At 55.6% G+C, this 23822-nt stretch carries 27 protein-coding genes, 2 pseudogenes and 2 other annotated features; of the genes and pseudogenes, 16 read left to right on the forward strand and 13 right to left on the reverse strand.

Features of this window, described 5'->3' with window-relative positions; genetic code table 11:
• Nucleotides 1–191 precede the first annotated feature (191 nt).
• Entirely contained in the window at nucleotides 192–800 is a 609-nt protein-coding gene (locus J3349_RS02630) for a CHC2 zinc finger domain-containing protein (protein WP_207676381.1), read from the reverse strand.
• Nucleotides 801–1048: 248 nt separating this feature from the next.
• Here J3349_RS02630 and J3349_RS02635 point away from each other — a divergent pair, with 248 nt between their 5' ends.
• From J3349_RS02635 to J3349_RS02660, 6 genes are all read left to right on the forward strand, one after another.
• On the forward strand, nucleotides 1049–1879 hold the full coding sequence (locus tag J3349_RS02635) for a helix-turn-helix transcriptional regulator (RefSeq protein ID WP_207676382.1): 831 nt from the start codon (nucleotides 1049–1051) through the stop codon (nucleotides 1877–1879).
• Nucleotides 1863–2528: a sigma-70 family RNA polymerase sigma factor gene (locus J3349_RS02640; RefSeq protein ID WP_207676383.1), complete on the forward strand. Its 666-nt coding sequence runs from the start codon at nucleotides 1863–1865 to the stop codon at nucleotides 2526–2528. Before J3349_RS02635 ends, J3349_RS02640 begins: the two co-directional genes overlap by 17 nt.
• Nucleotides 2529–2707: 179 nt before the next feature.
• A complete protein-coding gene (locus J3349_RS02645; protein WP_005929423.1) occupies nucleotides 2708–3172 on the forward strand; it encodes a DUF3592 domain-containing protein in 465 nt (154 codons plus the stop codon).
• Between the two features lie 214 nt (nucleotides 3173–3386).
• Entirely contained in the window at nucleotides 3387–3515 is a 129-nt protein-coding gene (locus J3349_RS14155; protein WP_278251787.1) for a hypothetical protein, read from the forward strand.
• Between the two features lie 199 nt (nucleotides 3516–3714).
• Nucleotides 3715–4224 (forward strand): hypothetical protein, encoded by a 510-nt coding sequence (locus J3349_RS02655; protein WP_097783550.1) that lies wholly within the window; start codon nucleotides 3715–3717, stop codon nucleotides 4222–4224.
• A 110-nt stretch (nucleotides 4225–4334) separates the two neighbouring features.
• Entirely contained in the window at nucleotides 4335–4703 is a 369-nt protein-coding gene (locus tag J3349_RS02660) for a hypothetical protein (protein ID WP_242699484.1), read from the forward strand.
• A gap of 74 nt (nucleotides 4704–4777) precedes the next feature.
• Here the strand turns inward: J3349_RS02660 and J3349_RS14015 are convergent.
• Nucleotides 4778–4897: pseudogene (locus J3349_RS14015) on the reverse strand (DUF6061 family protein); the annotation flags it as partial.
• A 120-nt stretch (nucleotides 4898–5017) separates the two neighbouring features.
• Here J3349_RS14015 and J3349_RS02665 point away from each other — a divergent pair.
• The 3 genes and pseudogenes from J3349_RS02665 to J3349_RS02675 all read left to right on the forward strand — a co-directional run bounded on the left by J3349_RS02665 (nucleotide 5018) and on the right by J3349_RS02675 (nucleotide 7327).
• Complete coding sequence (locus tag J3349_RS02665; RefSeq protein WP_035393314.1) at nucleotides 5018–5323, forward strand: type II toxin-antitoxin system RelB/DinJ family antitoxin; 306 nt, start codon at nucleotides 5018–5020, stop codon at nucleotides 5321–5323.
• Nucleotides 5320–5640, forward strand: coding sequence for a type II toxin-antitoxin system RelE/ParE family toxin (locus J3349_RS02670; RefSeq protein ID WP_117553375.1), 321 nt, complete (start codon nucleotides 5320–5322; stop codon nucleotides 5638–5640). The genes J3349_RS02665 and J3349_RS02670 overlap by 4 nt, the downstream gene beginning before the upstream one ends.
• A gap of 13 nt (nucleotides 5641–5653) precedes the next feature.
• A pseudogene (locus tag J3349_RS02675) lies at nucleotides 5654–7327 on the forward strand (recombinase family protein).
• Between the two features lie 95 nt (nucleotides 7328–7422).
• On the opposite strand, the gene J3349_RS02680 reads toward J3349_RS02675, so the two are convergent.
• From J3349_RS02680 to J3349_RS02700, 5 genes are all read right to left on the reverse strand, one after another.
• Nucleotides 7423–7656: a methylenetetrahydrofolate dehydrogenase gene (locus J3349_RS02680; protein WP_158396456.1), complete on the reverse strand. Its 234-nt coding sequence runs from the start codon at nucleotides 7654–7656 to the stop codon at nucleotides 7423–7425.
• A gap of 66 nt (nucleotides 7657–7722) precedes the next feature.
• Nucleotides 7723–8538, reverse strand: coding sequence for a TatD family hydrolase (locus tag J3349_RS02685; protein ID WP_207676385.1), 816 nt, complete (start codon nucleotides 8536–8538; stop codon nucleotides 7723–7725).
• A complete protein-coding gene (locus J3349_RS02690) occupies nucleotides 8535–9497 on the reverse strand; it encodes a DMT family transporter (protein WP_207676386.1) in 963 nt (320 codons plus the stop codon). The genes J3349_RS02685 and J3349_RS02690 overlap by 4 nt, the downstream gene beginning before the upstream one ends.
• A 3-nt stretch (nucleotides 9498–9500) precedes the next feature.
• Complete coding sequence (gene metG, locus J3349_RS02695; protein WP_158396461.1) at nucleotides 9501–11498, reverse strand: methionine--tRNA ligase; 1998 nt, start codon at nucleotides 11496–11498, stop codon at nucleotides 9501–9503.
• Between the two features lie 66 nt (nucleotides 11499–11564).
• Nucleotides 11565–11805 (reverse strand) — a binding site (T-box leader).
• A 45-nt stretch (nucleotides 11806–11850) separates the two neighbouring features.
• On the reverse strand, nucleotides 11851–12153 hold the full coding sequence (locus tag J3349_RS02700; protein ID WP_207676387.1) for a Dabb family protein: 303 nt from the start codon (nucleotides 12151–12153) through the stop codon (nucleotides 11851–11853).
• A 221-nt stretch (nucleotides 12154–12374) separates the two neighbouring features.
• Here J3349_RS02700 and J3349_RS02705 point away from each other — a divergent pair, with 221 nt between their 5' ends.
• On the forward strand, nucleotides 12375–13112 hold the full coding sequence (locus tag J3349_RS02705) for an Ig-like domain-containing protein (RefSeq protein ID WP_207676388.1): 738 nt from the start codon (nucleotides 12375–12377) through the stop codon (nucleotides 13110–13112).
• Nucleotides 13113–13404: 292 nt separating this feature from the next.
• Here the strand turns inward: J3349_RS02705 and asnB are convergent, their stop codons facing one another.
• A complete protein-coding gene (gene asnB / locus J3349_RS02710) occupies nucleotides 13405–14991 on the reverse strand; it encodes an asparagine synthase B (RefSeq protein WP_207676389.1) in 1587 nt (528 codons plus the stop codon).
• A gap of 306 nt (nucleotides 14992–15297) precedes the next feature.
• Nucleotides 15298–15567: a binding site (T-box leader), on the reverse strand.
• Nucleotides 15568–15580: 13 nt separating this feature from the next.
• Nucleotides 15581–16066 (reverse strand): transcriptional repressor, encoded by a 486-nt coding sequence (locus J3349_RS02715; protein WP_015565933.1) that lies wholly within the window; start codon nucleotides 16064–16066, stop codon nucleotides 15581–15583.
• 285 nt (nucleotides 16067–16351) lie between these two features.
• On the opposite strand from J3349_RS02715, the gene J3349_RS02720 reads away from it, so the two are divergent.
• From J3349_RS02720 to J3349_RS02735, 4 genes are all read left to right on the forward strand, one after another.
• On the forward strand, nucleotides 16352–17011 hold the full coding sequence (locus J3349_RS02720) for a GntR family transcriptional regulator (RefSeq protein ID WP_158403001.1): 660 nt from the start codon (nucleotides 16352–16354) through the stop codon (nucleotides 17009–17011).
• A 134-nt stretch (nucleotides 17012–17145) separates the two neighbouring features.
• A complete protein-coding gene (locus J3349_RS02725; protein WP_207676390.1) occupies nucleotides 17146–17874 on the forward strand; it encodes a TraX family protein in 729 nt (242 codons plus the stop codon).
• A gap of 116 nt (nucleotides 17875–17990) precedes the next feature.
• Complete coding sequence (nagB, locus tag J3349_RS02730) at nucleotides 17991–18719, forward strand: glucosamine-6-phosphate deaminase (protein WP_015565936.1); 729 nt, start codon at nucleotides 17991–17993, stop codon at nucleotides 18717–18719.
• 15 nt (nucleotides 18720–18734) lie between these two features.
• Nucleotides 18735–19007 carry a hypothetical protein gene (locus tag J3349_RS02735; protein ID WP_207676391.1) on the forward strand — a complete coding sequence of 91 codons (273 nt, stop codon included), beginning with the start codon at nucleotides 18735–18737 and terminating at the stop codon, nucleotides 19005–19007.
• A gap of 54 nt (nucleotides 19008–19061) precedes the next feature.
• On the opposite strand, the gene J3349_RS02740 is transcribed toward J3349_RS02735, so the two are convergent.
• The 4 genes from J3349_RS02740 to J3349_RS02755 are packed head-to-tail and all read right to left on the reverse strand — an operon-like array spanning nucleotide 19062 to nucleotide 22084.
• A complete protein-coding gene (locus J3349_RS02740) occupies nucleotides 19062–19319 on the reverse strand; it encodes an HPr family phosphocarrier protein (RefSeq protein ID WP_149794799.1) in 258 nt (85 codons plus the stop codon).
• A 51-nt stretch (nucleotides 19320–19370) separates the two neighbouring features.
• A complete protein-coding gene (locus J3349_RS02745; protein WP_207676392.1) occupies nucleotides 19371–20660 on the reverse strand; it encodes a class II D-tagatose-bisphosphate aldolase, non-catalytic subunit in 1290 nt (429 codons plus the stop codon).
• Nucleotides 20661–20711: 51 nt separating this feature from the next.
• Nucleotides 20712–21851 (reverse strand): N-acetylglucosamine-6-phosphate deacetylase, encoded by a 1140-nt coding sequence (gene nagA / locus J3349_RS02750; protein ID WP_158396468.1) that lies wholly within the window; start codon nucleotides 21849–21851, stop codon nucleotides 20712–20714.
• Complete coding sequence (locus tag J3349_RS02755) at nucleotides 21845–22084, reverse strand: hypothetical protein (RefSeq protein ID WP_207676393.1); 240 nt, start codon at nucleotides 22082–22084, stop codon at nucleotides 21845–21847. Before J3349_RS02755 ends, nagA begins: the two co-directional genes overlap by 7 nt.
• A 77-nt stretch (nucleotides 22085–22161) precedes the next feature.
• Between J3349_RS02755 and J3349_RS02760 the strand changes: the two genes are divergently transcribed.
• Nucleotides 22162–23340: an SIS domain-containing protein gene (locus tag J3349_RS02760; protein WP_158396470.1), complete on the forward strand. Its 1179-nt coding sequence runs from the start codon at nucleotides 22162–22164 to the stop codon at nucleotides 23338–23340.
• A 36-nt stretch (nucleotides 23341–23376) separates the two neighbouring features.
• Nucleotides 23377–23820, forward strand: a complete 444-nt coding sequence (agaF, locus tag J3349_RS02765; RefSeq protein WP_149794804.1) for a PTS galactosamine/N-acetylgalactosamine transporter subunit IIA — start codon at nucleotides 23377–23379, stop codon at nucleotides 23818–23820.
• The last annotated feature ends 2 nt before the right edge of the window (nucleotides 23821–23822 follow it).

Genomic DNA, 23822 nt, shown 5'->3' on the forward strand with positions numbered 1-23822 from the left:
CGTTGACGCATTTCAGCGGCCACTGTTCCAGAAAGGCACGGCCAAACTGGACTTCATCAATCTTCTTACCGTTGTACCAGTCCGGCCATAAAGGGTTGCGGGAAATGTTTTTCTTCATGTGGTGGTTCTCCTTTAGGAAAGTGAAGTGGTAGGTCTCACGGTGAGACCTACCACTTCAGGTGAATAAATTATTAGGCGCACTTTGCCAGAGCAAGGCGGTCGGTGCGCTCCTCCAGCATCAGCAGGTACGACCCGGACAGCAGCTGTGCGGCGGCAGCGGCCTTCTGCTGGGGCGTCCCAAATGCAACGCAGTCCGTCAGGTGCTCGATGGTCTCGGTCATGTGGAGGGCTTCTTCAAACCGTGGGTCATGCGGTTCCTCCGGGGTGGCAGGCTTGTAGCGCTCTCGCCAGTCGTGCAGCAGGTCGAGATAATCGGTCAGCACCCGCAGACAGTAGGCGATGTCTGCCCACTGCTCGTCCGTCAGGCCGCGCTTGGGCGGCGGCAGGGCGATGGCATTGGCGGGCGGCTTGTCCGGGTCAAGCCCGAAGTCATTTATCAGCTTCTCGGCGGCTTGCCGGGGGGTCAGGTCAAACAGCTTGGCGGTGAGGTCGATGGCATCGCCGTTGGCTCCGCAAGCGAAACAGTAATAGTAGGATTCGTTCAGCATCATACTGGGGTGGTTGTTGGAGTGGAACGGACAGCATACCATGCCATGGCGGTCGGGCTCCATGCCGTACATCTCTCCCACCTGCCGAACGGTGATGGCGGACTTGACAGTTTGATACAGGCTCAAGGGCATTTCTCCTTTGTTTCGTGCGTTGCACCAGAGTCCCTAGCGTGGGAACTCTGGTGTTTTTTGCTTCCTGCCTGAATATACGGAAAATTTTGCAGGAAAGGCGAAAAAGCGGCAGAACTGCAACGGAAAAAGAAAAAAGCCCTTACTGGTTGCAGATTTGCAACAGCAAGGGCAGAGGGGAAACCGTATATTGAACAAAACGGCAGAGCGTATTATAATGAGGAAAAAGCTCAAAAAGGAGGGCCGACCACATGGCACAGGAATATCTGCCCGCACCGTCCAACGTCCGTCTTGCGGACTTGATGAAAGAGCACAATATCAGCCAACCGGAGCTTGCCAAGGAAATCGGCTGCTCCAAGAGTACCATCAGCCGCTTTATCAGTGGCGCAAAAGGAACCCTGACCCATGAGCAGGTGCTGAGGATTGCAAGGCTGTTCAACGTGTCCACGGATTTTCTGCTGGGAGAAACCAACATTCCCGACCGCAAGAACTACGACATTGCCGAGTTAGGCTTGTCCGTAGAAGCTGCAAAGAACCTCTACACAGGACGTGTCAATACAGAGGTGGTCAACCTGCTGCTGGAAAACGCTCGCTTCGCAGAGCTTACTTACCGCATATCGCAGTATTTTGATGATACCTTTGCTTCCGGCATCGCAGCACAGAATGCCATGCTCACGACATTGAGCACCCTGCTGCGCACAAAGGTCAAGACCCCGGAAGCAGCCAAAGCCGCAAAGGACATCAGCCTTCGGAGAAAGCCGGTGTATCAAGGCGACCTTGATGACATTGAGATGTATTTCATGGCAGCGGTCAAAGAAATTAAAAAGGGCATCGGGAGCCATTACGCCGAACAGGAAGCCATGAGCAAGAAAGTGGCAGAGAAGATGTTCACTGAATTGACCAAAGGGCAGGATGTGCAGCACCCAACGATTACGGCAGAGCAGTTGACGGATGCAATGTTGGACAGCGTTTCGGGTATGGAAGGAGCCACGCCGGAAGCACTGGAACAGCTGCGAAGCGGTCTGTTGGGAATCTTGCAGTCTGCCGCAGAGCAGGAAAACGCCCATGAAGCAGACGAATGAACGGCTTTGTGCGCTGGCACATAAAGGGGACGCCACCGCACTGGACAGCCTGATCGAAAACAACAAGTCCTTTATTGGCAAGGTGGCAAATGACCTTTTTCGCAGCATGAATTTGGCACAGGCTGGCCTGAACCTTGATACGGACGATTTGAAACAGGCGGGCAATCTGGGCTTATGGAAAGCTGTGCCGAAGTTCGATGCAGCGCGCGGCATGAAGTTCCTGACCTATGCGGCTCCTGCCATCCGCAACGCCATGATGGACATGGTACGGGATGCCTTTGCCGCTTTTGAGCAGCGGATGGTAACGGAGGACAAGGACGGCGTCTGCTACCAGCGCGTTTCGCTGGACGATGTTCTGCCGGGAGAGGAACAACTGCGGCGCATTGAAGCCATAGCCGACCCCTACGCCATGCAGCCGCAGAGTATTATGGAAGAGCAGGAATCGCGCCGGGAACTGTACGATGGCCTGAAACGGCTGACCCAACGGGAGCAGACTTACCTGCTGTACCGCTATGGCTTCACCGATGGTGAGGAACATCCTTTGATTGGTACGGCGATATATTTCCACCTGACAAAAGGCCGCGCCCAAAAGACCGAGGAACAGGCTATGGATAACCTGTGGCTGGAATTGCCGTGGTGGTTTATCTGAGTGAAAAGAAAAATCGTGATTGTGCTACAAGTTTTCTGGAAATTTATGTGCAGCTATACGATTTTGAGGAATTTTGTAGACGGATGAAACAAAATAGGATTAAATCTAAGTATCTAAGGAACGTTGATTTCACGAAGCTGCTGATTACCGACTGTAGGATTTGAGGAGGATGCCGTTTTATGAAAATTACACGAGATAAAATGTTTTTTTCAAAAGATCTTATTCATACACTGGCATATGTCGGAATGTTCGTGGCGGCAATTATATCGGTTGGAGCGTGTAAGTCTGGTATTTGGGTGGCTGCGATATTAGCATGGATTGTAGCAGGTATAATTATCGGATTGGCGATTATTTCCGACTATAAAAAGGCAGAACTTTTGAAAAATGGAACAAGAATCATCGGAAAGGTTACAGCAACAAAACGGGTACATATAAAATTTCATATGAGTACCTACCACCTTGCCGATGAAGATGTAATCTATCCATATGTGGTACATTATCAGTATAAAGTTAAAGGTGAAACCTATAATGGAAAGTCGCAGTGGTTTTGGTTCAATCCATGTATTCCGAAAGGGGCACCAATAAAAATTTTAGTAGACCCAAAGAATCCGGCCCGAAGTACAGTTCTCAAACCAGAAAGCTAAAGATGGCTTTCAATCGAGGTAAAACAAAAAGTTTATCCTTATAGCGTGTTTATTTAAAAGAAGATTGCGATTGTGCTACAAATTTTCAGGAAGTTTATGTGCATCTATACGATTTTGGAAAATTTTGTAAACAAACGAAATAAATCAGGCTTAAATTTCGTTATATAAACAAAAAGCAAGGAGGGAGTTTTGATGACTTGTAAAAATTGCGGCTATGAAAACAAGCTGGGTGTTCGATATTGCCAGCGGTGTGGTCAGTATATTGAACCAAAACGGACGCTGGCACAAGAAGTTAAGTCGTGGGATTTTAGAAGCCTTGCTGGCGTTGGACGCAGAGATGTGAATATTGCGCCGTTGTTTACTGCACCATCCAATCAAACTCCGGCAAAGGCGCACCAAACGCCTTCGCCTGTTGAACCGATGCCAGATGGTAGGTGGTACTGCCCGGACTGTGGAACATTAAATGATTCTTCCGAACGATTTTGCAAAAACTGTGGAAAAGTCCGATAAAGGCGAAGAAAAACATGGAAGGAGGAAACAGTATGAAAAAGATGGCTACAATAGTTCTTGGCCTTATGCTAGTACTTACATTGGTTGGCTGTGGAAATAATGCTCAAAGTTCAGATGCGCACAATGCGGAATACGAAGAAGGCTATGCCACTGGCTACGAGGCAGGGTATAATGACGGGAAACAGCAAATAGCCGAAAGCAAAAAGCATTTTGCACAGTTTTCGGGTTCTTTTATGGCCACAGTTGAGCAACTCTTGCCCGATTACTATGCGCTTCCGGGAAAAACAATCGCCGTTGTTCACTTCTTTCAAGACAGGCCTTTTTTGCTTCATTTCCAGAAGGACTTGACAGGCGAACTTATTGAAGGAACGTCTTATGTGTTTGAGTTTGAGACTTTTGAAGTTGAACTTCCCGACGATGAAGAAAATCCAGATATTTCAGATTATATGTATTCAATAAATGTTACCAGTTATAGAGTTGCAGAAGATGATGAACTTGGATTGGAAGGCAAGATGCCAACTGTCGAAATAGTATCGAAGTAAACAGTCAAGCTATTTTATAATGAAACACAAAGATGGCGGTACACATTGGAATAGGATTCAAAAGCCGTATGAAGAACACAGCATCAAAAAAGGAAACTTGTCTCGGATTTTTGCTGATCGTATTTTTAGCATATGTGGTGTGCTATCTTCTCTCTCAAACAGTGTTTCATGAAATCTACTTGTTTGAATGGACAGCAGCCCATTATTATTTGTGTGTATGGGTTGCATCCGTTACTTTCTGTTTTCTGGAAATGTATAAAGCGGCTCTTATCACAACGGCTGGAAACTGGGCAGGAATTTTGATTGGACAAGTGTTGGGCGATTTCATTATTAAAATAAACGCCACAAAAATCACGCCGGATATGTATATAGGAAAAGTATGGCAACTCAAGGCACACTACGGAGTTTTGATTTGGCTACTCGTTTTCCTACTTTCGTTTATTATCGGAATGCTTGTTGAAAAGAAAAATCATTGTTAAAATGCGTAGTTAATAATAGACAGCCATCTATTTGCAAGTCGCAAGTAGATGGCTGTCGGTTTTATCTGTATATTCTAATTAAAGGTCAATCTTCTAAATCTGCTATGGTCACAGCTGAGTGAGAGATAATGCTCAATCTCACCACCCAGCACAAACTGGGCGTACTCCAAAGATTTATTCTAACGAATGAATATTCTGCGCTTTAAACAATTTAATGACGAATGTATTGTGCAATACAGAGAATTTCAATAGCGACTTCGCACTCGATTGACTTGCAACGCAAAATACGTTACAATAAACTTGAGGTGATAACCATGGAAAAAACGATGACACTCAATCTTCGTGTGAACCCTACCGTCAAGCAGCAAGCCGAAGATGTGCTGAAGCAGCTCGGTATCCCGATGGCGACCGCCATTGATATGTACCTGCGCCAGATCACCCTGACTGGCGGCATTCCGTTCTCGCTGTCCCTGCCGAAGGCTCCGGCTGCGCTGAACGCTGACACTATGACCGATGACCAGCTTCATGCAGCCTTGCAGGTAGGCATCAAGGAGATTCAGAACGGTGATACCGTGGATGCTGCAAGCGCATTCGCACAGTTCAGGGAACAGCACAGATGAAGCAGTATGACGTGAAAATTTCCCATGCAGCCCTCAGCGACATGGAGCAGATCTACGGCTACATTGCGGACCGTCTGCTGGAGCCTGACACGGCTATGGGGCAATACAACCGCATTGCAGAAGCCATCCAGTCGCTGAACATCCTGCCGGAACGCTGTGCGCTGGTAGAGAGCGAGCCGGAGCGCACCCAAGGGCTGCGGCAGATGCTGGTGGACAACTACTCGGTATTCTACATCGTGGGCGAGGATGCGGTGTCAGTGGCTCGTGTGCTGTACAGTGCATCCGACCTTGTGCGCCGCCTGCGGAGAATGAAGTGAAAGGGGTGTTTGCATGACCGCCGTAATTTACGCCCGCTATTCCAGCGACAACCAGCGCGAAGAATCCATCGAAGGCCAGATTCGTGAATGTACGGCTACGCCGAAAAGAACGGCATCACTGTGGTCAAACACTACATTGACCGTGCCCTTTCCGCCAAAACCGATAACCGCCCGGACTTCCAGCAGATGATCAAGGACAGCGAGAAACGGTTATTTGACATTGTGCTGGTCTGGAAACTTGACCGCTTTGCCCGAAACCGCTACGATTCTGCACATTATGAGTACCAGTTGGAGCGCAATCATGTCAAGCTGGTATCTGCCACGGAGCCCATTTCGGACAGCCCTGCGGGTATCATGGTCAAGAGTATGCTCACCGGCATGGCTGAATACTACTCGGCAGAACTTTCTGAAAAAGTTGTGCGCGGCATGACCGAGAATGTTCTGAAGGGAAAGTACAACGGCGGCACGATTCCCATTGGTTTTAAGGTGGATGAGGAGAAGTTCTTTCAAGTCGATCCGCTGAAAGCTCCCTTTGTGGTAGAAGCCTTTCAGCGGTACAACGATGGCGCAACTATGAAAGAACTGATGAACTGGCTGAACGACAGTGGCGTGACCACCAACCGTAATCAGAAGTTTACCTACAACAGTGTTCAGACGCTGCTGACGAATAAGCGGTACATCGGAGAAAACCACTTCAAGGACATTGTGATGCCCGACAGCATCCCGGCCATCGTGGACAAGGATTTGTTTGAGGAAGTGCAGCTGAAAATCAAAAAGAACAGCCGTGCTCCTGCCCGCCACAAGGCCGAGGATGATTATCTGCTCACCACCAAGCTGTTCTGTGGAATGTGCGGCGCGATGATGTTCGGCGAGTGCGGTACGGGTAGAAACAAGGTCGTTCATCATTATTATAAGTGCGCCACCGCGAAGCGTTTCAAGACCTGCAAGAAAAAGACCGTCCGTAAAGAGTGGCTGGAAGATTTGGTCGTGGCTGAAACCATGAAGCTGATTCAGGACGATGCCGTGATTGATGCCATCGTTGCAGAAGTCATGGAGTTGCAGGATCAGGAAAACACCACGCTCCCCTTACTGGAAAAGCAGATGCGCGAGGTGGAGAACGGCATTGAGAATATGCTTAACGCTATCCAGGCGGGTGTGCTGACCAACTCCACCAAATTGCGGCTGGAAAAGCTGGAAGCCCAGCAGAAAGAGCTTGAAGTTCGGATTGCCGAAGAAAAAATCGCTCGGCCACGGTTGAGCGAAAATCAAGTTCGGTTCTGGCTGACCCGGTTCCGCAAACTCGACCCGAACGTGAAAAGCCACCGGGAAACGCTCATCAACACCTTCGTGAACGCCGTTTATCTCTATGATGAAAAAGTTTTGATTACATTCAACTACAAAGACGGCACAAAAACCATCACTTTCGATGAGATTGCCGCCAAAGATGCCCCAGAGTGCAATGGTTCGGATTTGGGTTGCTTCGCTCCACCAAGAACTCCAGTGTTGTAATGACACTGGAGTTTCTGTTTTATCTGGAAGTTTGTAAAGCGCCGCAAGGGTGGATTCGAACAGCAGCGGAGCCGACCACCGCCTGCGGCGGAAACAGGGAGGCGAGGCTGGGGCAGCGCTCCGATTTTTCAAGGCCCCGCCAAGGGGTTGCAGAAAAATCGGCAAGCGCAACTCGTAAGGCCCGGCGCCTCGCGTCCCGCCGGGCAAAAACAGCCGCCGCACGGAAAGCTCCATGCGGCGGCTGTTCTCATTTTGTTGAATCTTTTGGAAAAATTACTTCACGTATTCGACGGTGTACTCGAAGCCGTACTCTTCCTGCAGCTTCTTGACGGCAGGCTCGCAGTCCTCGATGAAGGTGGGAGCGTAGATGGAAGCGCCGTTGTGGGCCTTCTTGTAGTCCTCAACGATCTGCTGCAGCTTTGCCCAGCCCTCGTTGGCCTTTGCCTGGTCAACGCTGTCGGGGAAGTTGATGATGAATTCGCGGTGAGAAGGGATACGAGCTTTCATAATAGAATCTCCTTATGAAAAAATATGATTTCGAATTTATACAGAAACAGGAAAATGCCCTGAATCTTACAGTTGGTATACAGCTTTGGCGTTCTGCGCCGTCTGGCGGAAAACTTCTTCCGGGCTGATGCCCTTGACGCTGGCGACATACTCGCCGACGTACCGGATGAGGGAGCTGTCGCAGCGGATGCCGCGCACTGGCTCCGGGGCCATGTAGGGACAGTCCGTCTCGAGGACGATCTGCTCCAAAGGCAGAGCCGCAATGGCCTTTGCCGCCCGTTTGGCACCCTTGAAGGTACAGGCGCCGCCAAAGCCGAAATACAGCCCCTGCCGGGCCAGCCACACGGCGTCGTCCGCACTGCCGGAATAGCAGTGGACGACGCCCTTGGGACGGTACTTTTTCAGCAGGGCGTAGACGTCGGCGTGGGCGTTTCGGTCGTGGACGATGATGGGCTTATCCAGCTCAAGCGCAAGGCGGATCTCCGCCTCAAACAGCGCCAGCTGTGCGTCCTTCGGCACAGGCCAGTGGTAGTCCAGCCCGCACTCGCCCACAGCGACCACTTTCGGGTCGTCGTAGCAGGGGGCAAGGGCTTTCATCTCAGCGGCCCAGTCGCCGCCAAAGACCGAGACAGTGGGGGCAGGGCCTTCCTCGCCGCAGTCCTCGGGGGCCAGCAGGCTCTCGGGATGGATGCCGATGGCGGCGTACACCCACGGATAGCGGTGAGCCAGCTCCAGCACCCGGGGCGCGTCCCCCGAATGGGTGGCCTGCTCGCAGACGCCGACCACGCCCTTTTCGGGCAGGCTGTCCAGCAGAGCGAAGCGGTCAGCATCGAAGGCGCGGGCGCTGTAGTGGGCGTGGGTGTCGAAAATCGGGCCGGTCATTGCCCCTCCTTCTTGGCGGGGGCTTTGTTCACCAGCCAGATGCCGACGCAGACGAACACCAGTGCGGCCAGATACTGCCAGCGGAATAGCGGTTCGCCGTTGAGCACAGCGCTCAGCAGCACGTTGACCACCGGGTTCACGAAGCCGAAGATGGCAATGCGGCTGACGGGGTTGTTCTTCATCAGCAAGGCCCAGAGCAGATAGCCGGCGCCGCAGATGAAGGCCAGATACAGCAGCACCAGAATGCCAAACGGCGTCACACTGCCCAGACGCCCGCCGAGAGCCGTACCCAGCACGAAGAGTGCTGCGCCGCCCACGAACAGGTTCAGGAAGCAGACCGCGAAGCTGTCTGCCTTTTTGGTGACGGACTTGTTCCACGGGCCGGACAGGGTGAAGACCACCGTTGCAAACAGCATACAGAAGACACCCCAGCCGCTGCCGCCGCCGTGGTTGCCCAGTGTGCCGATGAGGACGCCCGCAAAGCCGACGGCGCAGCCCAGGGTCTTTGCCGGGGTCATCCGATCGGCATTGCCGTAGATGAAGTGGGCAAAGATGACGCCCAGAAAGCTCTGGGTGCTGTTCAGGATGCCGCCGAACGCACCGGTGAGCATCGCCACGGCGATGTAGTAGAAGGCGTACTGGGTCGTGGTCTGCCACAGGCCCAGTACACAGCACTCGGCAAAGACTTTCCCTTTCGGGAAGGTGGGCATCCGGCTCTGGAGCAGGGTGCTGCCCAGCAGGACGAGCAGACTGCCCAGCATGAACCTTACACCGGCAAAGCAGAAGATGGACGCGGTGTTGGACGGATCGATTTCAAAGAGGCGGTAGCCCATCTTGATGAAGGGGAACGCACAGCCCCACAGCACATTGCAGAAGATGGCCAGCAGCACCGCAAACAGCGGTGTGCCAAAAATTTTGTCCAGCTTCTCGGCGCGGGAAAGAGTCATGTTGTTCTCCATCGCTCAGTGGATGCGCGCGCCCACGGGGGTGTCGTCGCTGTAGAAGGGGATGGAGCAGCCGCCGTCGGCAGTGTCAGCGGCGAAGATCATGCCCTCGCTGACATACTTGCCCTTCATCATCGGGCGGGGTGCCAGATTGCAGACGATGCCGAGCTTCTTGCCGATGAGGTCTTCCGGCTTGAACCACTTGGCGATGCCGGACAGGATGCAGCGCTCACGCTCGCCGTCAAAGACGGTCAGGTGGAGCAGCTTTTTGCTCTCCTTCAGGTTCTCGCAGGCGCGGACCTCGGCCACGCGCAGCTCCACCTTGCAGAAGTCGTCATAGGAGATCTCTGCCTCGTGGGTGAAGTCCACATTGCTCTCCTCGGCGGGAGCAGCGGCCTTCTTCTCAGCCTCTTCCTTGGCCTTCTTAGCGGCCTCGGCAGCGGCCTTGCGCTTCTCGTCCTCTTCCTTCAGGTGGGCAATCTCCTTTGCCACGTCGATGCGGGGGAACAGCGCCTCACCCTTGTGGACGGTGTAGCTCTCCTGTGCGCCGTAAGCGGCCTTCTCCACGTCGATAGCGGAAGCATCCAGACCCAGCTGCTCCATCATCTTGGGAGCGGTGGAGGGCAGGTAAGCGTTCAGCAGGATGCCGGCCACGCGCAGAGCCTCGCACAGGTGGTACAGCACGCTCTCAAGGCGCTCCTTGTTGGCCTCATCCTTGGCCAGAGCCCAGGGGGCGGTCTCGTCGATATACTTGTTGGCGCGCTGGATGACGGCGAAGATCTCCATCAGAGCCTGCGGGATGGTCAGGTTGTCCATGTCTGCCGTGACCTTGCCCAGCAGTTCATTAGTCATGGTCTCCAGCTCGGTGTCGATGGCCTCGGTGCCGGCCACTTTGTGGACAGTGCCGCCGAAGTACTTCTCACACATGGCGACGGTGCGGCTCAGCAGGTTGCCAAGGTCGTTTGCAAGGTCGCTGTTGATGCGGTTGATGAGGGCCTCGTTGGTGAACGTGCCGTCGTTGCCGAAGGGGATCTCACGCAGCAGGAAGTAGCGGATGGCGTCCACGCCGTAGCGGTCGCAGAGGATGACGGGGTCAACGACATTGCCCACGGACTTGGACATCTTGCCGCCGTTCATCAGCAGCCAGCCGTGGCCGAACACCCGCTTGGGCAGCGGCAGATCCAGAGCCATCAGCATGGCGGGCCACAGGATGGTGTGGAAGCGGAGGATCTCCTTGCCCACCATGTGCAGGTCAGCAGGCCAGAACTTGCTGTACTCGTCGTACTTCTCGTTGCCGTAGCCCAGAGCGGAGATATAGTTGCTCAGAGCATCGACCCAGACGTACATGGTGTGCTTGGGGTCGAAAGGCACGGGGATGCCCCACTTGACGGAGGTACGGGAGACACAGGTGTCCTGCAGGCCCTGCTTGATGAAGGCGATCATCTCGTTCTTGCGGCTCTCGGGCTGGATGAACTGGGGGTTCTCCTCGTAGAGCTTGAGCAGACGGTCGGCGTACTTGCCGGTCTTGAAGAAGTAGGCTTCCTCGTGGGCATCGTAGACCTCGCGGCCGCACTCGGGGCATTTGCCGTCCACCAGCTGACTGTCGGTCCAGAAGCTCTCGCAGGGCTTGCAGTAGTGGCCGGTGTACTCGCCCTTGTAGATGTCGCCCTGCTCATAGAGCTTGGTGAAGATCTTCTGGCAGGACTCCATGTGGTAGTCGTCGGTGGTGCGGATGAAGCGGTCGTAGCTGATGTCCATCAGCTTCCACAGATCTTTGACGGTGGCGACGATCTTATCCACGTACTCCTTGGGGGTCACGCCTGCGTCGGCGGCCTTGTCCTGGATCTTCTGGCCGTGCTCGTCGGTGCCGGTCAGGAACATGACGTCGTAGCCCTGCATCCGCTTGAAGCGTGCCAGTGCGTCGCAGGCCACGGTGGTGTAGCTGTGGCCGATGTGCAGCTTGTCGCTGGGATAATAAATAGGTGTGGTGATGTAGAATGTCTTGTGCTCGCTCATGAAAACGATTCTTCCTTTCTTTTGGCGCTAACAGCGAAAAACGCCCCCGCCCTGCCGGCTGTGCCGGACAAGGACGAGAGCGTATAACTTCCGTGGTACCACCTTGTTTCGCCGCACCCTTGCAGACGCGGCCTTGCGCCGGAACTTCCGGCGAGCGCAGTAACGGGCGCACCCGTCGCAGGCTGACATAACGCTTCGCCCGCGCAGCTCAGAGACCATGTTCCGCTCCGCGCGGCCTGCCCGGTTCCATCCTTCGGGCTTTCTGTCAGGCGCAGACGAGGCGTACTCTTCTCTTCACAGCCAATTTACATTATTACATCTAATATACGCAAAATCGGTGGGTTTGTCAATATTAAACCTCGTAATCCAGGCAGACGCGGCTCTTATAGTAGGGCCGCACCTTGCTGTCGGCGACGGCCACATGAGCCGGGTGCTTGGAGTAGCCCTTGAGTGCCTCGGCAGACTCAAAGGTGGTGTCCAGCATCAAATCGGCGTTGGAAGAGGGCAGGCCGTTGATGTTGACGTGGATTTCCACGAGGCCCGGAATCTGACCGGCCAGACCCTCGAGGCCCGCTTTGATGCCGGCCTTGATGTCTGCCTTTTCGGCGTCGGAATATTCGTCCTTGAGCTGCCAGAGAATGATGTGCTTTACCATAATAAAATCCTCCTGTTATTGACCGAAATACTTGCTGCCCTTATTGTAACATCTGCACAAAAACTGCGCAAGAGCTTTTATTTGCTCACGCAGCGGCGGAATGATATAATAAAAGGTAAGAACGGGAACGAGCTGCGGCGCTCTGTCCCGGAACGCAAGAGATTTTTGGTGGACTGCGGGCCGCGCCGATCAGCGCCCCGCAAGACTGTGAGGAACATCAGATGAAAAAGCATTTAGCCCATCTTGCTGCCGCTCTGGCAGTGACACTGCTCTTCGGCGCTGCGGCCGGCCCTCTGAGTGCGGCTGCGGCGGCACCCACGGCGATACTGGACGAAGAAAATACTGCGGCGGCAGAGAGCCGCCTGAACCAGAGCTGGCTGGACATGGAGATCGAGTACGATGACCGGAACCCGGTCTATCAGCTCTATCTGTCCAGCGCCGCCCCCGACGACTGGGTGTACCAGTGGTACAGCACCAATCCCGCTGTGGCGACGGTGGACCGCAACGGCCTCGTAACGGCCCAGAAGCCCGGCAAGACCACCATCGTGGCCAACACCTACACCACCACCCTGCGGTGTGACGTAACGGTGGTGTCCAACGTGGGCCGGGTAACCTTGAACAAGGAGCGGCTGTATCTGGAGAACATCGGCGGCACGGCGGCCCTGAGAGCTTCCGTAGCCGTGGAGAACGGTGACGCAGTACCCATCACCTGGACTACCAGCAACCCTGCCGCCGCCACCGTAGACCCCTTTGGTCTGGTAACGGCGGTGGGGGATGGGGAGGCCCTGATCACCGCCACCACCCCGGACGGCCACAGCGCCTGCTGCAATGTCTACTGCGGCACGCAGGTGGCGATTCAGGAACAGATCGAGGCCGATGAGGCAAAGATCGCCCTCGGCGTCCTTGGCGGTTTCGCCGTCCTCGTGGGTGCGCTGGCGCTGGCAGTCTCCGGCAGCTGAAAAACAATATCAAAATAAAAGCAGGCACGCACCCGGAAAAGCCGGAAATGCGTGCCTGCTTTGTTATGCTCTTACAGCTGCGCTACTGTGGTAAAACATCTTGCGATGTTCCAAATATTTGATGTAATATCGTCTTAAATTGGAACTCCGCAAGGTTTGCGATGTTCGGTTAATTTGCGATGTTCCAACTTCGCACGAAAGTCGAACTCCGCAAAGCGTGCGATGTTCGATTCTGAACGTAATATCGAGCAAAAAGTGGAACTCCGCAAGATAACCTGCGGGTCTCAGAGGATTACACGCCCGAAGCGCCGTAGTTTGCCAGCACACGGGCGGAGGGGTCGTTGACGTTGCAGCCCGGCCATGCCTTGTTGGGCATCCAGAAGTCCACGATGGTGCGGCTCTGGTCGTGGTAGTATTTCTCGAAAATTTCGCGGTAGAACAGGCTCTCCTTGGTAAACGGCATACAATGGGCGGAGTAGTTTGCCCGGCGGAGCTGGAATTCCTCGTCGGTGTAGAGGCTCTCGGCGTACTCCTTGATGTCGTCCACCATGCTGTGGCCTACAGCGTCGGAGAAAGCGGCCTTTTCGCGCCACAGGATCTCCGGCGGCAGCCAGTCGCCCTCGAACGCCTTGCGCAGCAGGTATTTGCCCTTGCCGTAGCTGTTCAGCTTCTTTTCGGGGTCGATGGCCATGACGTACCGCACAAAGTCCAGATCACCGAACGGCACACGGGCCTCGATGCTGTTGGCGGAGATGCAGCGGTCGGCGCGCAGGACGTCGTACATATACAGCTCGCGGATGCGCTTCTGGCTTTCCTGCTGGAATGCATCTGCGGTGGGGGCGTAGTCGGTGTACTTGTAGCCAAACAGCTCGTCGGAAATCTCACCGGTCAGCAGCACGCGTACATCGGTCTGCTCGTGGATAGCCTTGCACAGCAGGTACATCCCCATGCTGGCACGGATGGTGGTAATATCCCAGGTACCCAGCAGACGGATGACCTCTTCAAGGCTGCTGATGACCATATCCCGGTTGATGATGATCTCGTGATGCTCGCTGCCCAGATACTCAGCAGTCTGGCGGGCATATTTCAGGTCGATGGCGTCGGTATCCATGCCGATGGCAAAGGTGCGGATGGGCTTGCCCGGCTTCTTGGCGGCGATGGAGCAGACCAGCGAGGAGTCGAGGCCGCCCGACAGCAGGAAGCCCACGGGTGCGTCAGCGTCCAGACGCTTCTCCACGCCTGCAATGAGCTTTTCGCGGATGTTGGTCAGGATGGTGTCCATGTCGTCCTGCATGGGGGCGGGAACGTCGGCGATGTCCTCGTAGCGGACAAAGCGTCCGTCGCAGTAGTAGCTGCCGATGGGGAAGGGGCGGATGTCATCGCACCAGCCAATGAGGTTCTGCATCTCAGAGGCAAATGCGATCTTGTGGCTGGACTTGGAGTAGCCGTAGAACAGCGGACGGATGCCGATGGGGTCGCGGGCTGCGATGAGGCGGTCTTTGCGGGAATCGTACAGGATGAGTGCGAATTCGGCGTCCATGTGGCGGAACATATCGAGGCCGTACTCATAGTAGAGCGGCAGCAAAATCTCGCAGTCGCAGTCGGAGGTGAACTTGTAGCCCCGGCGCTTCAAAATCTCTTTCTCGAAGCGGAAGCCATAGAGTTCGCCGTTGCAGACCACGCAGTCGGCCCCGCGGTAGAAGGGCTGCATCCCCTCCGGCGTCAGGCCCATGATGGCGAGGCGCCCGAAGCCCATCAGGCCGAAAGGCCCTTCCACCACACGCTGGTCGTCCGGCCCGCGCGAAACGGTGCGCATCAGGTATTCTTTGAACTTGTCGGCACTCATATCATGCCCGGTATAGCCTATCACACAGCACATATTTCTTACCCCTCTTGTGTTGTTTTCCAACCTCTCCGTCACGCCTGCGGCGTGCCACCTCTCCTATCGAGGAGAGGCCTTGGCATTCTGGTAAAGCTTTCCCTCTTCGCCAGAGGCTCCCCTCGGTAGGGGCAACAGCGACCGACCGCCGCCAGTGGCGGAAACAGGGAGTCGCTGTTGGGGCAGCGGCCAGCGAGACGCAAGCAATGCGCAGCGGATGCTGGGAGCCGCAACTCGGCCTTGTCGAGCGAAGCGAGACTGAGAGGTTTACTTAAATATAAAAAAATACGGCAGCAAACGTCCTTTTGCTAGGACGAATGCTGCCGTATCCGTGGTGCCACCTAAATTACCGGCACAGCGTGCCAGTCACTTTGTGCGCTCTCCCCGTTGAAAGCACTGCCGCGATAACGAGCGGCGCACGTCTGCCCCTACTGCCCGCAATGCCACAGCATCCGGGGGTTCAGGGGGAAGCTCACGGGGGTTCGTTCAGGCCCGGCCATCTGCGCGGCTCACACCTGCCCGCACTCTCTGGAAGAGGGCGCTCAGGGCCTTACTTTTCCCGTTCATCGCTTTTTATGCAGAAATTGTATCACTGCTTTTTGTCCGTGTCAACATCTGCGCAGCAATTTTTACAGGTTTGTGCAGCCTGCCCGTCTTCGGCCTCATTTGCAGCGCAGCTGCGGCACAAACCGTACAAAACGCTGCCCTCGCACTGCAGCGTGAAGCCGTGCTCTGCCATCAGGTGGGCGCGCACCTCGTCCATGAAGTGGCAGTCCAGATGATAGATGCGCCCGCACCGCACACACTTGAGGTGCAGGTGCTCCCGGCAGTGACGGCCTTCGTCCACATACTGGAACACGGCCTTTTCGCCCTTGTCGGCGACGTATTTCATCACCCGCTGCTCTCCGGCCAGTTTGTCCAGATAGCGGTAGACGGTGGTGGGGTTGGGGCTGGCGCCCTCGGCCTCGAGATGCTCGAGGATATTGGATGCGCTGACCGCGTGCTGGCGGTTGCGGATGAGATAATCCAGGATGAGCTGGCGGGTCTTGGTGTTGTAGCCGTCGCTTCGTGCCATGATGCTGATACCTTCTTTCTGTCTGTAGTGTACCATATTTTATCCTTCGATGCAAAACAACAGCCAAACGCTGGCAACAAGCACAAAATCCGTTGTGAAAAATGTGCAAAAATGAGTTAAGATATTTGGCCAAAACGGAAATCAAGCCAAATTTCAGCAGAAACTCTTGTAAAAAATAACCTATTGTGTGATAATAAAATCGAGATGATAGTTGGATGGTTTCAGGGATACAAGCAGAAAACGAAACATCCGACCGGAGATAGACTGGAGAAGAGGAAGAAGAAGATGAAAGAGACGGAAGCACAGGCAAAGCTGAGCCTGAAATTACAGGCGTATCAGTACCTGAAAACCAAGATCCTGAACTGTGAGTACCGCCCCAACGAGTTCCTGAACGAGCAGAAGCTCTGCGCCGAGATGGGCAACATCAGCCGTACCCCCATGCGGGATGCGCTGGGCCGCCTGGAACAGGAAGGACTCATCACCATCCTGCCCAAGAAGGGCCTGATGGTGTCGGGTATCACCGAGGAGGACGTACACAGCATGTTCGAGATGCGCCTGCTGGTGGAGCCTTATGCGCTGCGCACCTACGGTGCAGACATTCCCCGGGAGGAGCTGGAACACTTTGTGCAGATGATGCACGAGCCGGACGTCATCGACGACTTCTGCAAGTCGGACGACGACTTCCACGAGCTGCTGATGAGCACTCTGCCCAACAAGTATCTCCGCTCGGCCTATGACCGCATCACCGGCCTGAACACCCGTTTCCGCATCATGACCGGCAAGGTGAGTATGATCAACCGGGAGCAGACCTGCGAAGAGCATCTGGAAATTCTCGAGCCTGCCCTGAAGGGCGACTGGAACACCGCCGCCGATGCCCTGCAGAAACATCTGGAAATCGCCCGTGACAAGGCTGAGGGCGTCATCAAGGTCATCCGGCTGTGGTGAGAAGATAACAACAAAAGACCTCTCTGTATCGAATGGTGCGGGGAGGTCTTTTTTCACGCAGGAAGGGAAAATGGTTGAAAACGATCCCCCAAAACCGATATAATTGGGACAGTTCAAATGTGAGGTCTGACAAAATGCAAAACAACACACTTTCCCGCCCGGACTTTTCCCTCAGCGGCACGGCTCTGAAACGCATTGCCTGTCTGTCGATGCTGCTGGACCACATCGGCGCGTCCCTGCTCGAGAACGGCCTGTTCAAGCAGGGAGCGTTCTGGCAGGGGGATGTTCAGTTGGATGGCGTTCTGCGGCTGGTGGGTCGGCTGGCGTTTCCCATCTACTGTTTCTTGCTGGTGGAGGGCTTTCTCCACACCCACGATTTCAAAAAATACGCCCTGCGGATGCTGGGCTTCGCACTCATCAGTGAGTGGCCCTTCGACTGGGCGTTCTTCTCCGGCGTCTACTGGGGACATCAGAATGTCTATTTCACCCTGCTGCTGGGCTTGCTGGCCATGAAGGCTCTGGATACATACCAGACGCCGGAGGGGATGCCGGCGCTGAAAGGCATCCTCGGGGCGGCAGCCTGCTTCCTCGCGGCGGCGCTGCTCCATTGTGACTACGATGTGCTGGGGCTGGCCCTCATCCTCGCCCTCTACATGACCCGGAAGGACAAAAGAGCGCAGTGCATCGCGGGCGCAGTGTTCTCCCTCTTCGAGCCGGTGGCACCGCTGGCGTTCGGGCTGGTCTGGTTCTACAGCGGCGAGCGGGGCGGCAGCTCCAAACTCGAGCAGTGGGCGTTCTACTGGTTCTACCCCGCCCATATTTTCGTCCTCGGCATCCTTACAAACCTCCTGCTTTTCCGATAAATAACCGAAAATTATAAAAATATGACACAAAATTGCAACATGAAATGAGGGAAACTGGCAAAAAGTGTGATATAATAAACAATAGGATAGCAAAAATGCATCAGGAGGTTCTACCAATGAAGATCATTCGTGCAAAAGACTACAAAGATATGTCCCGCAAGGCGGCAAACATCATCTCCGCGCAGGTCATCATGAAACCGAACTGTGTGCTGGGTCTGGCGACCGGCGGCACCCCTGTGGGCGCATACGCACAGCTGGTGGAGTGGTATAACAAGGGCGACCTCGACTTCTCCGAAGTGACCACCGTCAACCTCGACGAGTACCGCGGCCTGCCCAAAGAGCACCCCGAAAGCTATTGGAGCTTCATGCACAAGAACCTGTTCGACCATGTGAACATCCGCCCCGAGGCCATCCATCTGCCCGACGGCACCAACCCCGACGCGGCCGACGCCTGCGCTAAGTACAACGACATCATCCACAGCGTGGGCGGCATCGACCTGCAGCTGCTGGGCCTCGGCCCCAACGGCCACATCGGCTTCAACGAGCCGGGTGAGGCATTTGAGCTGGAGACCCACTGTGTGGACCTGACCCCCGCCACCATCGAGGCCAACAAGCGCTTCTTCGACGGCAACGAGGACCTTGTGCCGAAGCAGGCCTACACCATGGGCATCAAGACCATCATGCAGGCCCGCAAGGTGCTGGTGGTCGCCAACGGTCTGGCAAAGGCCAAGGCCGTCAAGGCTGTCGTTTCCGGCCCCGTCACCCCCGAATGCCCGGGTTCCATCCTGCAGATGCACCCCGACTGCATCCTCGTGGCCGATGAAGAGGCCCTGAGCCTGCTGTAAGGCCCGGAGGAACGCATGGACGAAAACGAAAAGAAAGAGCCGGAGACGGCACAGGAACCGCCCAAACCCGAGGACTACAGCCGCTACATGGGGACCCTGAACCGCATCTACCGCCGGAACAATAACCCGCAGCGCAAGAAGCTTGGCGACGGCATCACTTCGCTGAAAAAGGGGCAGCAGCCTGCCGCCCCTGCGCCGGAGCCGGGCAAAAAAGACCGCAGCTTCCTTGCTGTGGCGGGCGGTGCCATCGTCCTGATGGCGATTCTGTATTTTATCAAGCTCTTATAAATAAAAAGGGCCGCTGTGCAGCTGCACGGCGGTCCTTTTGTATTGCTATAAGGCTCAGACGTTCTCGGTCAGGAACTTCTCGACAGCCTCAATGGCAGCTGCCTCGTCTTCGCCCTCGGCAGTGACGGTGATGGTCTCGCCCTGACGGATGCCCATGCCCATCACGGCCATCAGCTTGCGCATATCGCAGGTCTTGCCGTTCTTCTCGATGGTAATGGCGCTGGTGTACTGCTTGGCCAGCTTGACCAGCAGGCCGGCGGGGCGTGCGTGGACGCCGAGTTCATCTTTGATGGTATACTGGAACTGTTTCATGGCTCATAGTCTCCTTGTTGGATAAAAGGGGGATTCGGGTCGTTCAAAAAATCAGACAGCGCTCTCGTAGTCCAGCATGAACTGCACGATGCCGTCCATGGCCAGCTCGCGCGGGTCGAGCTTCAGCTTGCCCTCGCGGATCTTTGCGTAGCTGATGGGCATGTACTGGTGGAGCATATTCATCGGGATGGGGTACTCGCGGAGATTGTCGAACAGCTTGTTCATGGCGGCGACCACCTCGGGCTGACCGATGTAGTAGCGGGCGCGGTCGGAGTAGCTGTACTTGCGGCACTGTGCCAGATGCTTCTCGTCGCCGTGATAGTGCTTCTCCCAGTTTGCAGGGGAGGCCAGCATGACGGCGTCCAGAGTCTCGATGAAGTTGGCGCGCTTTTCCTCAGGGACAAGCTCCTTCTCCATCATGCTCAGGGAGAACAGGGCCTCACGCAGGCCGTAGGTCAGGGCCGGGCCGACCTTGAGGATGGCGATGCCGTCGGTGACCATGTTGTACAGGTCGGTGGCGGTCTGGTAGTCGGTGGAGTGGCCCTCGAAGCAGATGTTCGGGAACTCCTTCAGGGCTGCGCAGAGGTCCACAGCGGCGGCAGGGTCATAGTCGAACACCTGCTCGTCGCCGAACTCGACGCCGGGCTGGACGACCACAGCGATGACATCCTTCATGCCGTCGCCCACGCCCTCTTCGGTCCAGACGCGCTGGTAGGTGGAAACGGTGTCGCGGAAAGCATCGGGGCTGGTGACAGCCAGCGTGTCCTCAGCCTCGGTAGCACCGCCGGGGATGGGTACTTCGCTGCCGATGACGAAGACGGGACGCATTGCATCGGGCTTCTCGGCCTTCAGTTCTTCGTAGCCCTTCATAGCTGCCTTGTACAGCTGCGCGCCGCGGCGTGCGATGACCTCGGTCTTGAGCAGGCCGGGAGCGTCGTCAGCCACCTTCATGCTGGTGTCGAGGTGGATCTTGGTAAAGCCTGCGCGGGCATACTGGTAGACCAGCTCGACCGAGTTCTTCATGGCCTCGGCCTCGGGCAGCTTCTGCCAGGTCAGGGGGCCGAGGTGGTCGCCTGCCAGGATCATCATGTTCTCGGGCAGGTCGATGTCCTTGGCCATTTTCAGGACCATCTGGTAGAAGTCGGCGGGCTTCATGCCGGTGTAGCCGCCAAACTGGTTGACCTGGTTGGCGGTGGCTTCGATCAGGACGGGGATGTTGCGCTCCTTGGCGCGGCGCAGCGCGATCTCAATGACCAGCTCGTTGGCGCTGCAATAAGAGGGAATGCCGCAGCGGATGCCCTGGCGGCGCTTGTCCATCATTTCCTGAAGCGGGTGTTTCATGTTTGCTATCTCCTTCGTGTTTGCTTGGGTGTATGCGTTGAATGGTTTTCATTAAAGTTTGGGCTGGCCCATGCAGTAGGTCTGCAGGACGTCGTAGTTATCCTCCAGCACCACGAGGTCGGCGTCCTTGCCCACCTGGATGGAGCCCTTGCGGTCGTCCAGATGCAGGCACTTGGCCGGGTTGATGGTGCAGGCGTTCAGAGCGTAGTTGAAGGGGACCAGAGCCTCTTCCACGAGGATGCGCAGGCCCTTGTTGATGTTCAGGGTGGAGCCTGCCAGACCGCCGGTGGCCGTCAGATGGGCGCTGCCGTCGGGGTAGATGATGATCTCGTTGCCGCCGAACAGGTACTTGCTGCCCACGGGCGTACCCTTGGCCATCAGGGCGTCGGAGACCATGATGGCGTAGTCGGGACCCTTGCTCATGAAGTAGTTGTTCAGAGCAGCGGGGGTGGAGTGGCAGCCGTCACAGATGATCTCGCCGTACATGGTGCGGATGCGGTAAGCTGCGCCCACCAGACCGTTTGCACGGTGGTTGAAGGGCGACATACCGTTATAAACGTGGGTCATGGAGCGCGCACCGTTGGCGTAGGCCATGACAGCCTGCTCGTAGGTCGCGCCGCTGTGGCCGATGCTGACCACCACGCCGTGGGCCGTCAGATAGCGGGTGAGGGCGAAGTCCTCGTCATGCTCCGTTGCCAGCGTGACATAGCGGATGTGGCCGCGGGCCGCTTTCTGGTAGTGCTCGAACTGCTCGATGGTGGGTTTGACGATGTACTGGTCAGGCTGTGCGCCCTTGTACTTCATGTCGAGATAGGGGCCTTCGAAGTGGATGCCCAGGATCTCTGCGCCGTCGTAGCCGCTCTCCATGACATTGGCCACGTTGGTGACAGCATTGGTCAGCACCTCTACGCTCTGGGTGATGGTGGTGGCGAGGAAGCTGGTGACGCCCTCCGAGACGATGTGCTCTGCCCAGTAGCGCAGGCCGTCCTCGTTGGCGTCGTTGGTGTCGAACTCGTAGGCGCCGTGGCAGTGGATGTCCATAAAGCCGGGGACGATGCGCTTGTCACCGTAATCGTCGTCCACATCCTTGGTGCCATAGGGCAGGATGGCGGTGATCCTGCCGTCATTCACCTCAATGGCAGCAGGGACGAACTGGTCTGCCAGCCAGACCTTTTTGCTTTGTATTACCATTTTAAATGCCCTCCTTCTGGGGTCGATAGCTTAATTTCATTATACCGCACGGCTTCGGAAAAATATTTATAATTTTCAATCGATTTGTTATTCGTTTCGGCAAAAAGAGATAAAAATGATGGAGAAAACGGCCTGACAGGCCGATGCGCGGCGGCTGGTTTGTCTTTTTCAACCAAAAAGTTATGGCTTTCAGTTACCCCCTTGTTTTCTGCGGTTTGGTTGTGATATAACAAACAAAAGAGAGCGGAACAGCTCTGCTATGGAATTATCAGAAAAAGTTTTACCGTGTCCATTAGGAGGTAGATTTAGGATGAGCATTTTTAATCTGACCGATGAGAAGATGAAGGAGACGTCTTCCACCTTTACGGCCCATGAGATCTATCAGCAGCCTGCCACCTGGCGCAAGACCTGCGCACAGCTCGCTGCCTGCAAGGATGAGCTTCAGGCTTTTATCGATCAGGTCGTCAAGCAGGATGATTTCGACATCGTCCTCACCGGTGCCGGCACCAGCGAGTTTGTCGGCAACTCCCTGTTCCAGGCCCTGAACCCCAAGTACGACTTCAAGGTCAAGTCCTACGCTTCTACCGACCTCGTGCCTTCCCCCGAGAACTTCCTCTCCCGCACCAAGCCCACCCTGCTGGTGAACTTTGGCCGTTCGGGCAACTCCCCCGAGTCTCTGGGCAATGTGGAGGCCGCTGAGGTCGTCTGCCAGAACCTGTATCACCTGTTTGTGACCTGCAACCACGAGGGTACTCTGTCCAAGCTGGCAAACACCCGTCACAACTGCTTCGCCATCAACCTGACCCCCGAGACCCACGACCAGTCCTTCGCCATGACTTCCAGCTACAGCAATATGTATCTGGCTACCTATCTGGCCTTCAACCTCGACAAGCTGGACGAGATCACCGCTGAGGTGGAGAAGCTGGCTGTCGCCGGTCAGCACTTCCTCGATGACCAGTTCGGTCTGGCACAGAAGATCGTGGACGAGTTCGATTACAACCGCATCGTCTATCTGGGCAACATCGGCCTGAAGGGCGTCGCTCAGGAGTCCGCTCTGAAGACCCTCGAGCTGACCGCCGGCAAGGTGGCCACCATGTACGACTCCGAGCTGGGCTTCCGCCACGGCCCCAAGTCCATCATCGACAACAACACCCTGACCGTCGCTTACCTGAGCGATGACGAGTACCGCCGCCGCTACGAGCTGGATCTGGTCAAGGAGATGGCACACCAGCGCAAGGGCAACAAGATCGCCGTCGTCTACAACCACGACTGCGAGGGCATCGAGGAGCTGGCCGACTATCCCGTCCAGATCAAGGTCGGCGCCGATATGGAGAACGTCCTGCTGGGTCTGGACTTCATCCTGTTCGCACAGACCATCGCTCTGATGAAGTCCCTGTCTCTGGGCATCACCCCGGATAACCCCTGCCCCACCGGCGAGGTGAACCGCGTGGTCAAGGGCGTCACTCTGTACCCCTACACGCTGAAATAATCAAAACAACGTCATAAAATCAGGAGGGCAACGAGTATGATCGGTTTGGTAGTTACCGGCCACGGCCATTTTGCAGACGGTATCCACACCTCTGCGCAGATGATCGCGGGCGAAAATGATTATGTCCGCTACATCAACTTTGAAGAGGGGATGACTCCCGAGCAGCTGGCCGAGAAGTTCAACGCCGCTTTTGACGAGTTCAAGAGCTGCGACGGCGTCGTGGTGCTGTCCGACCTGCCCGGCGGCTCTCCCTTCAAGACTGCTGTGGAGTGCAAGTATGCACGCCCGGAGCAGAAAATCGAAGTCATCGCAGGCACCAACCTGCCCATGATCGTCACCGCCGTGACCATGCTGGACATGGAGGACGATCCCCGTTCGCTGGCAGACGAGCTTATCGAAACCGGCAGGGACTGCATCGCTCTGTTTGAGCTGGAGGCTGCCACTGCCGAGACCGAATCTGAAGAAAGCGACGGGATCTGATT

The sequence above is a fragment of the Faecalibacterium sp. Marseille-P9590 genome (assembly GCF_017377665.1).
In the GTDB taxonomy this organism is placed as follows: Bacteria; Bacillota; Clostridia; order Oscillospirales; family Ruminococcaceae; genus Faecalibacterium.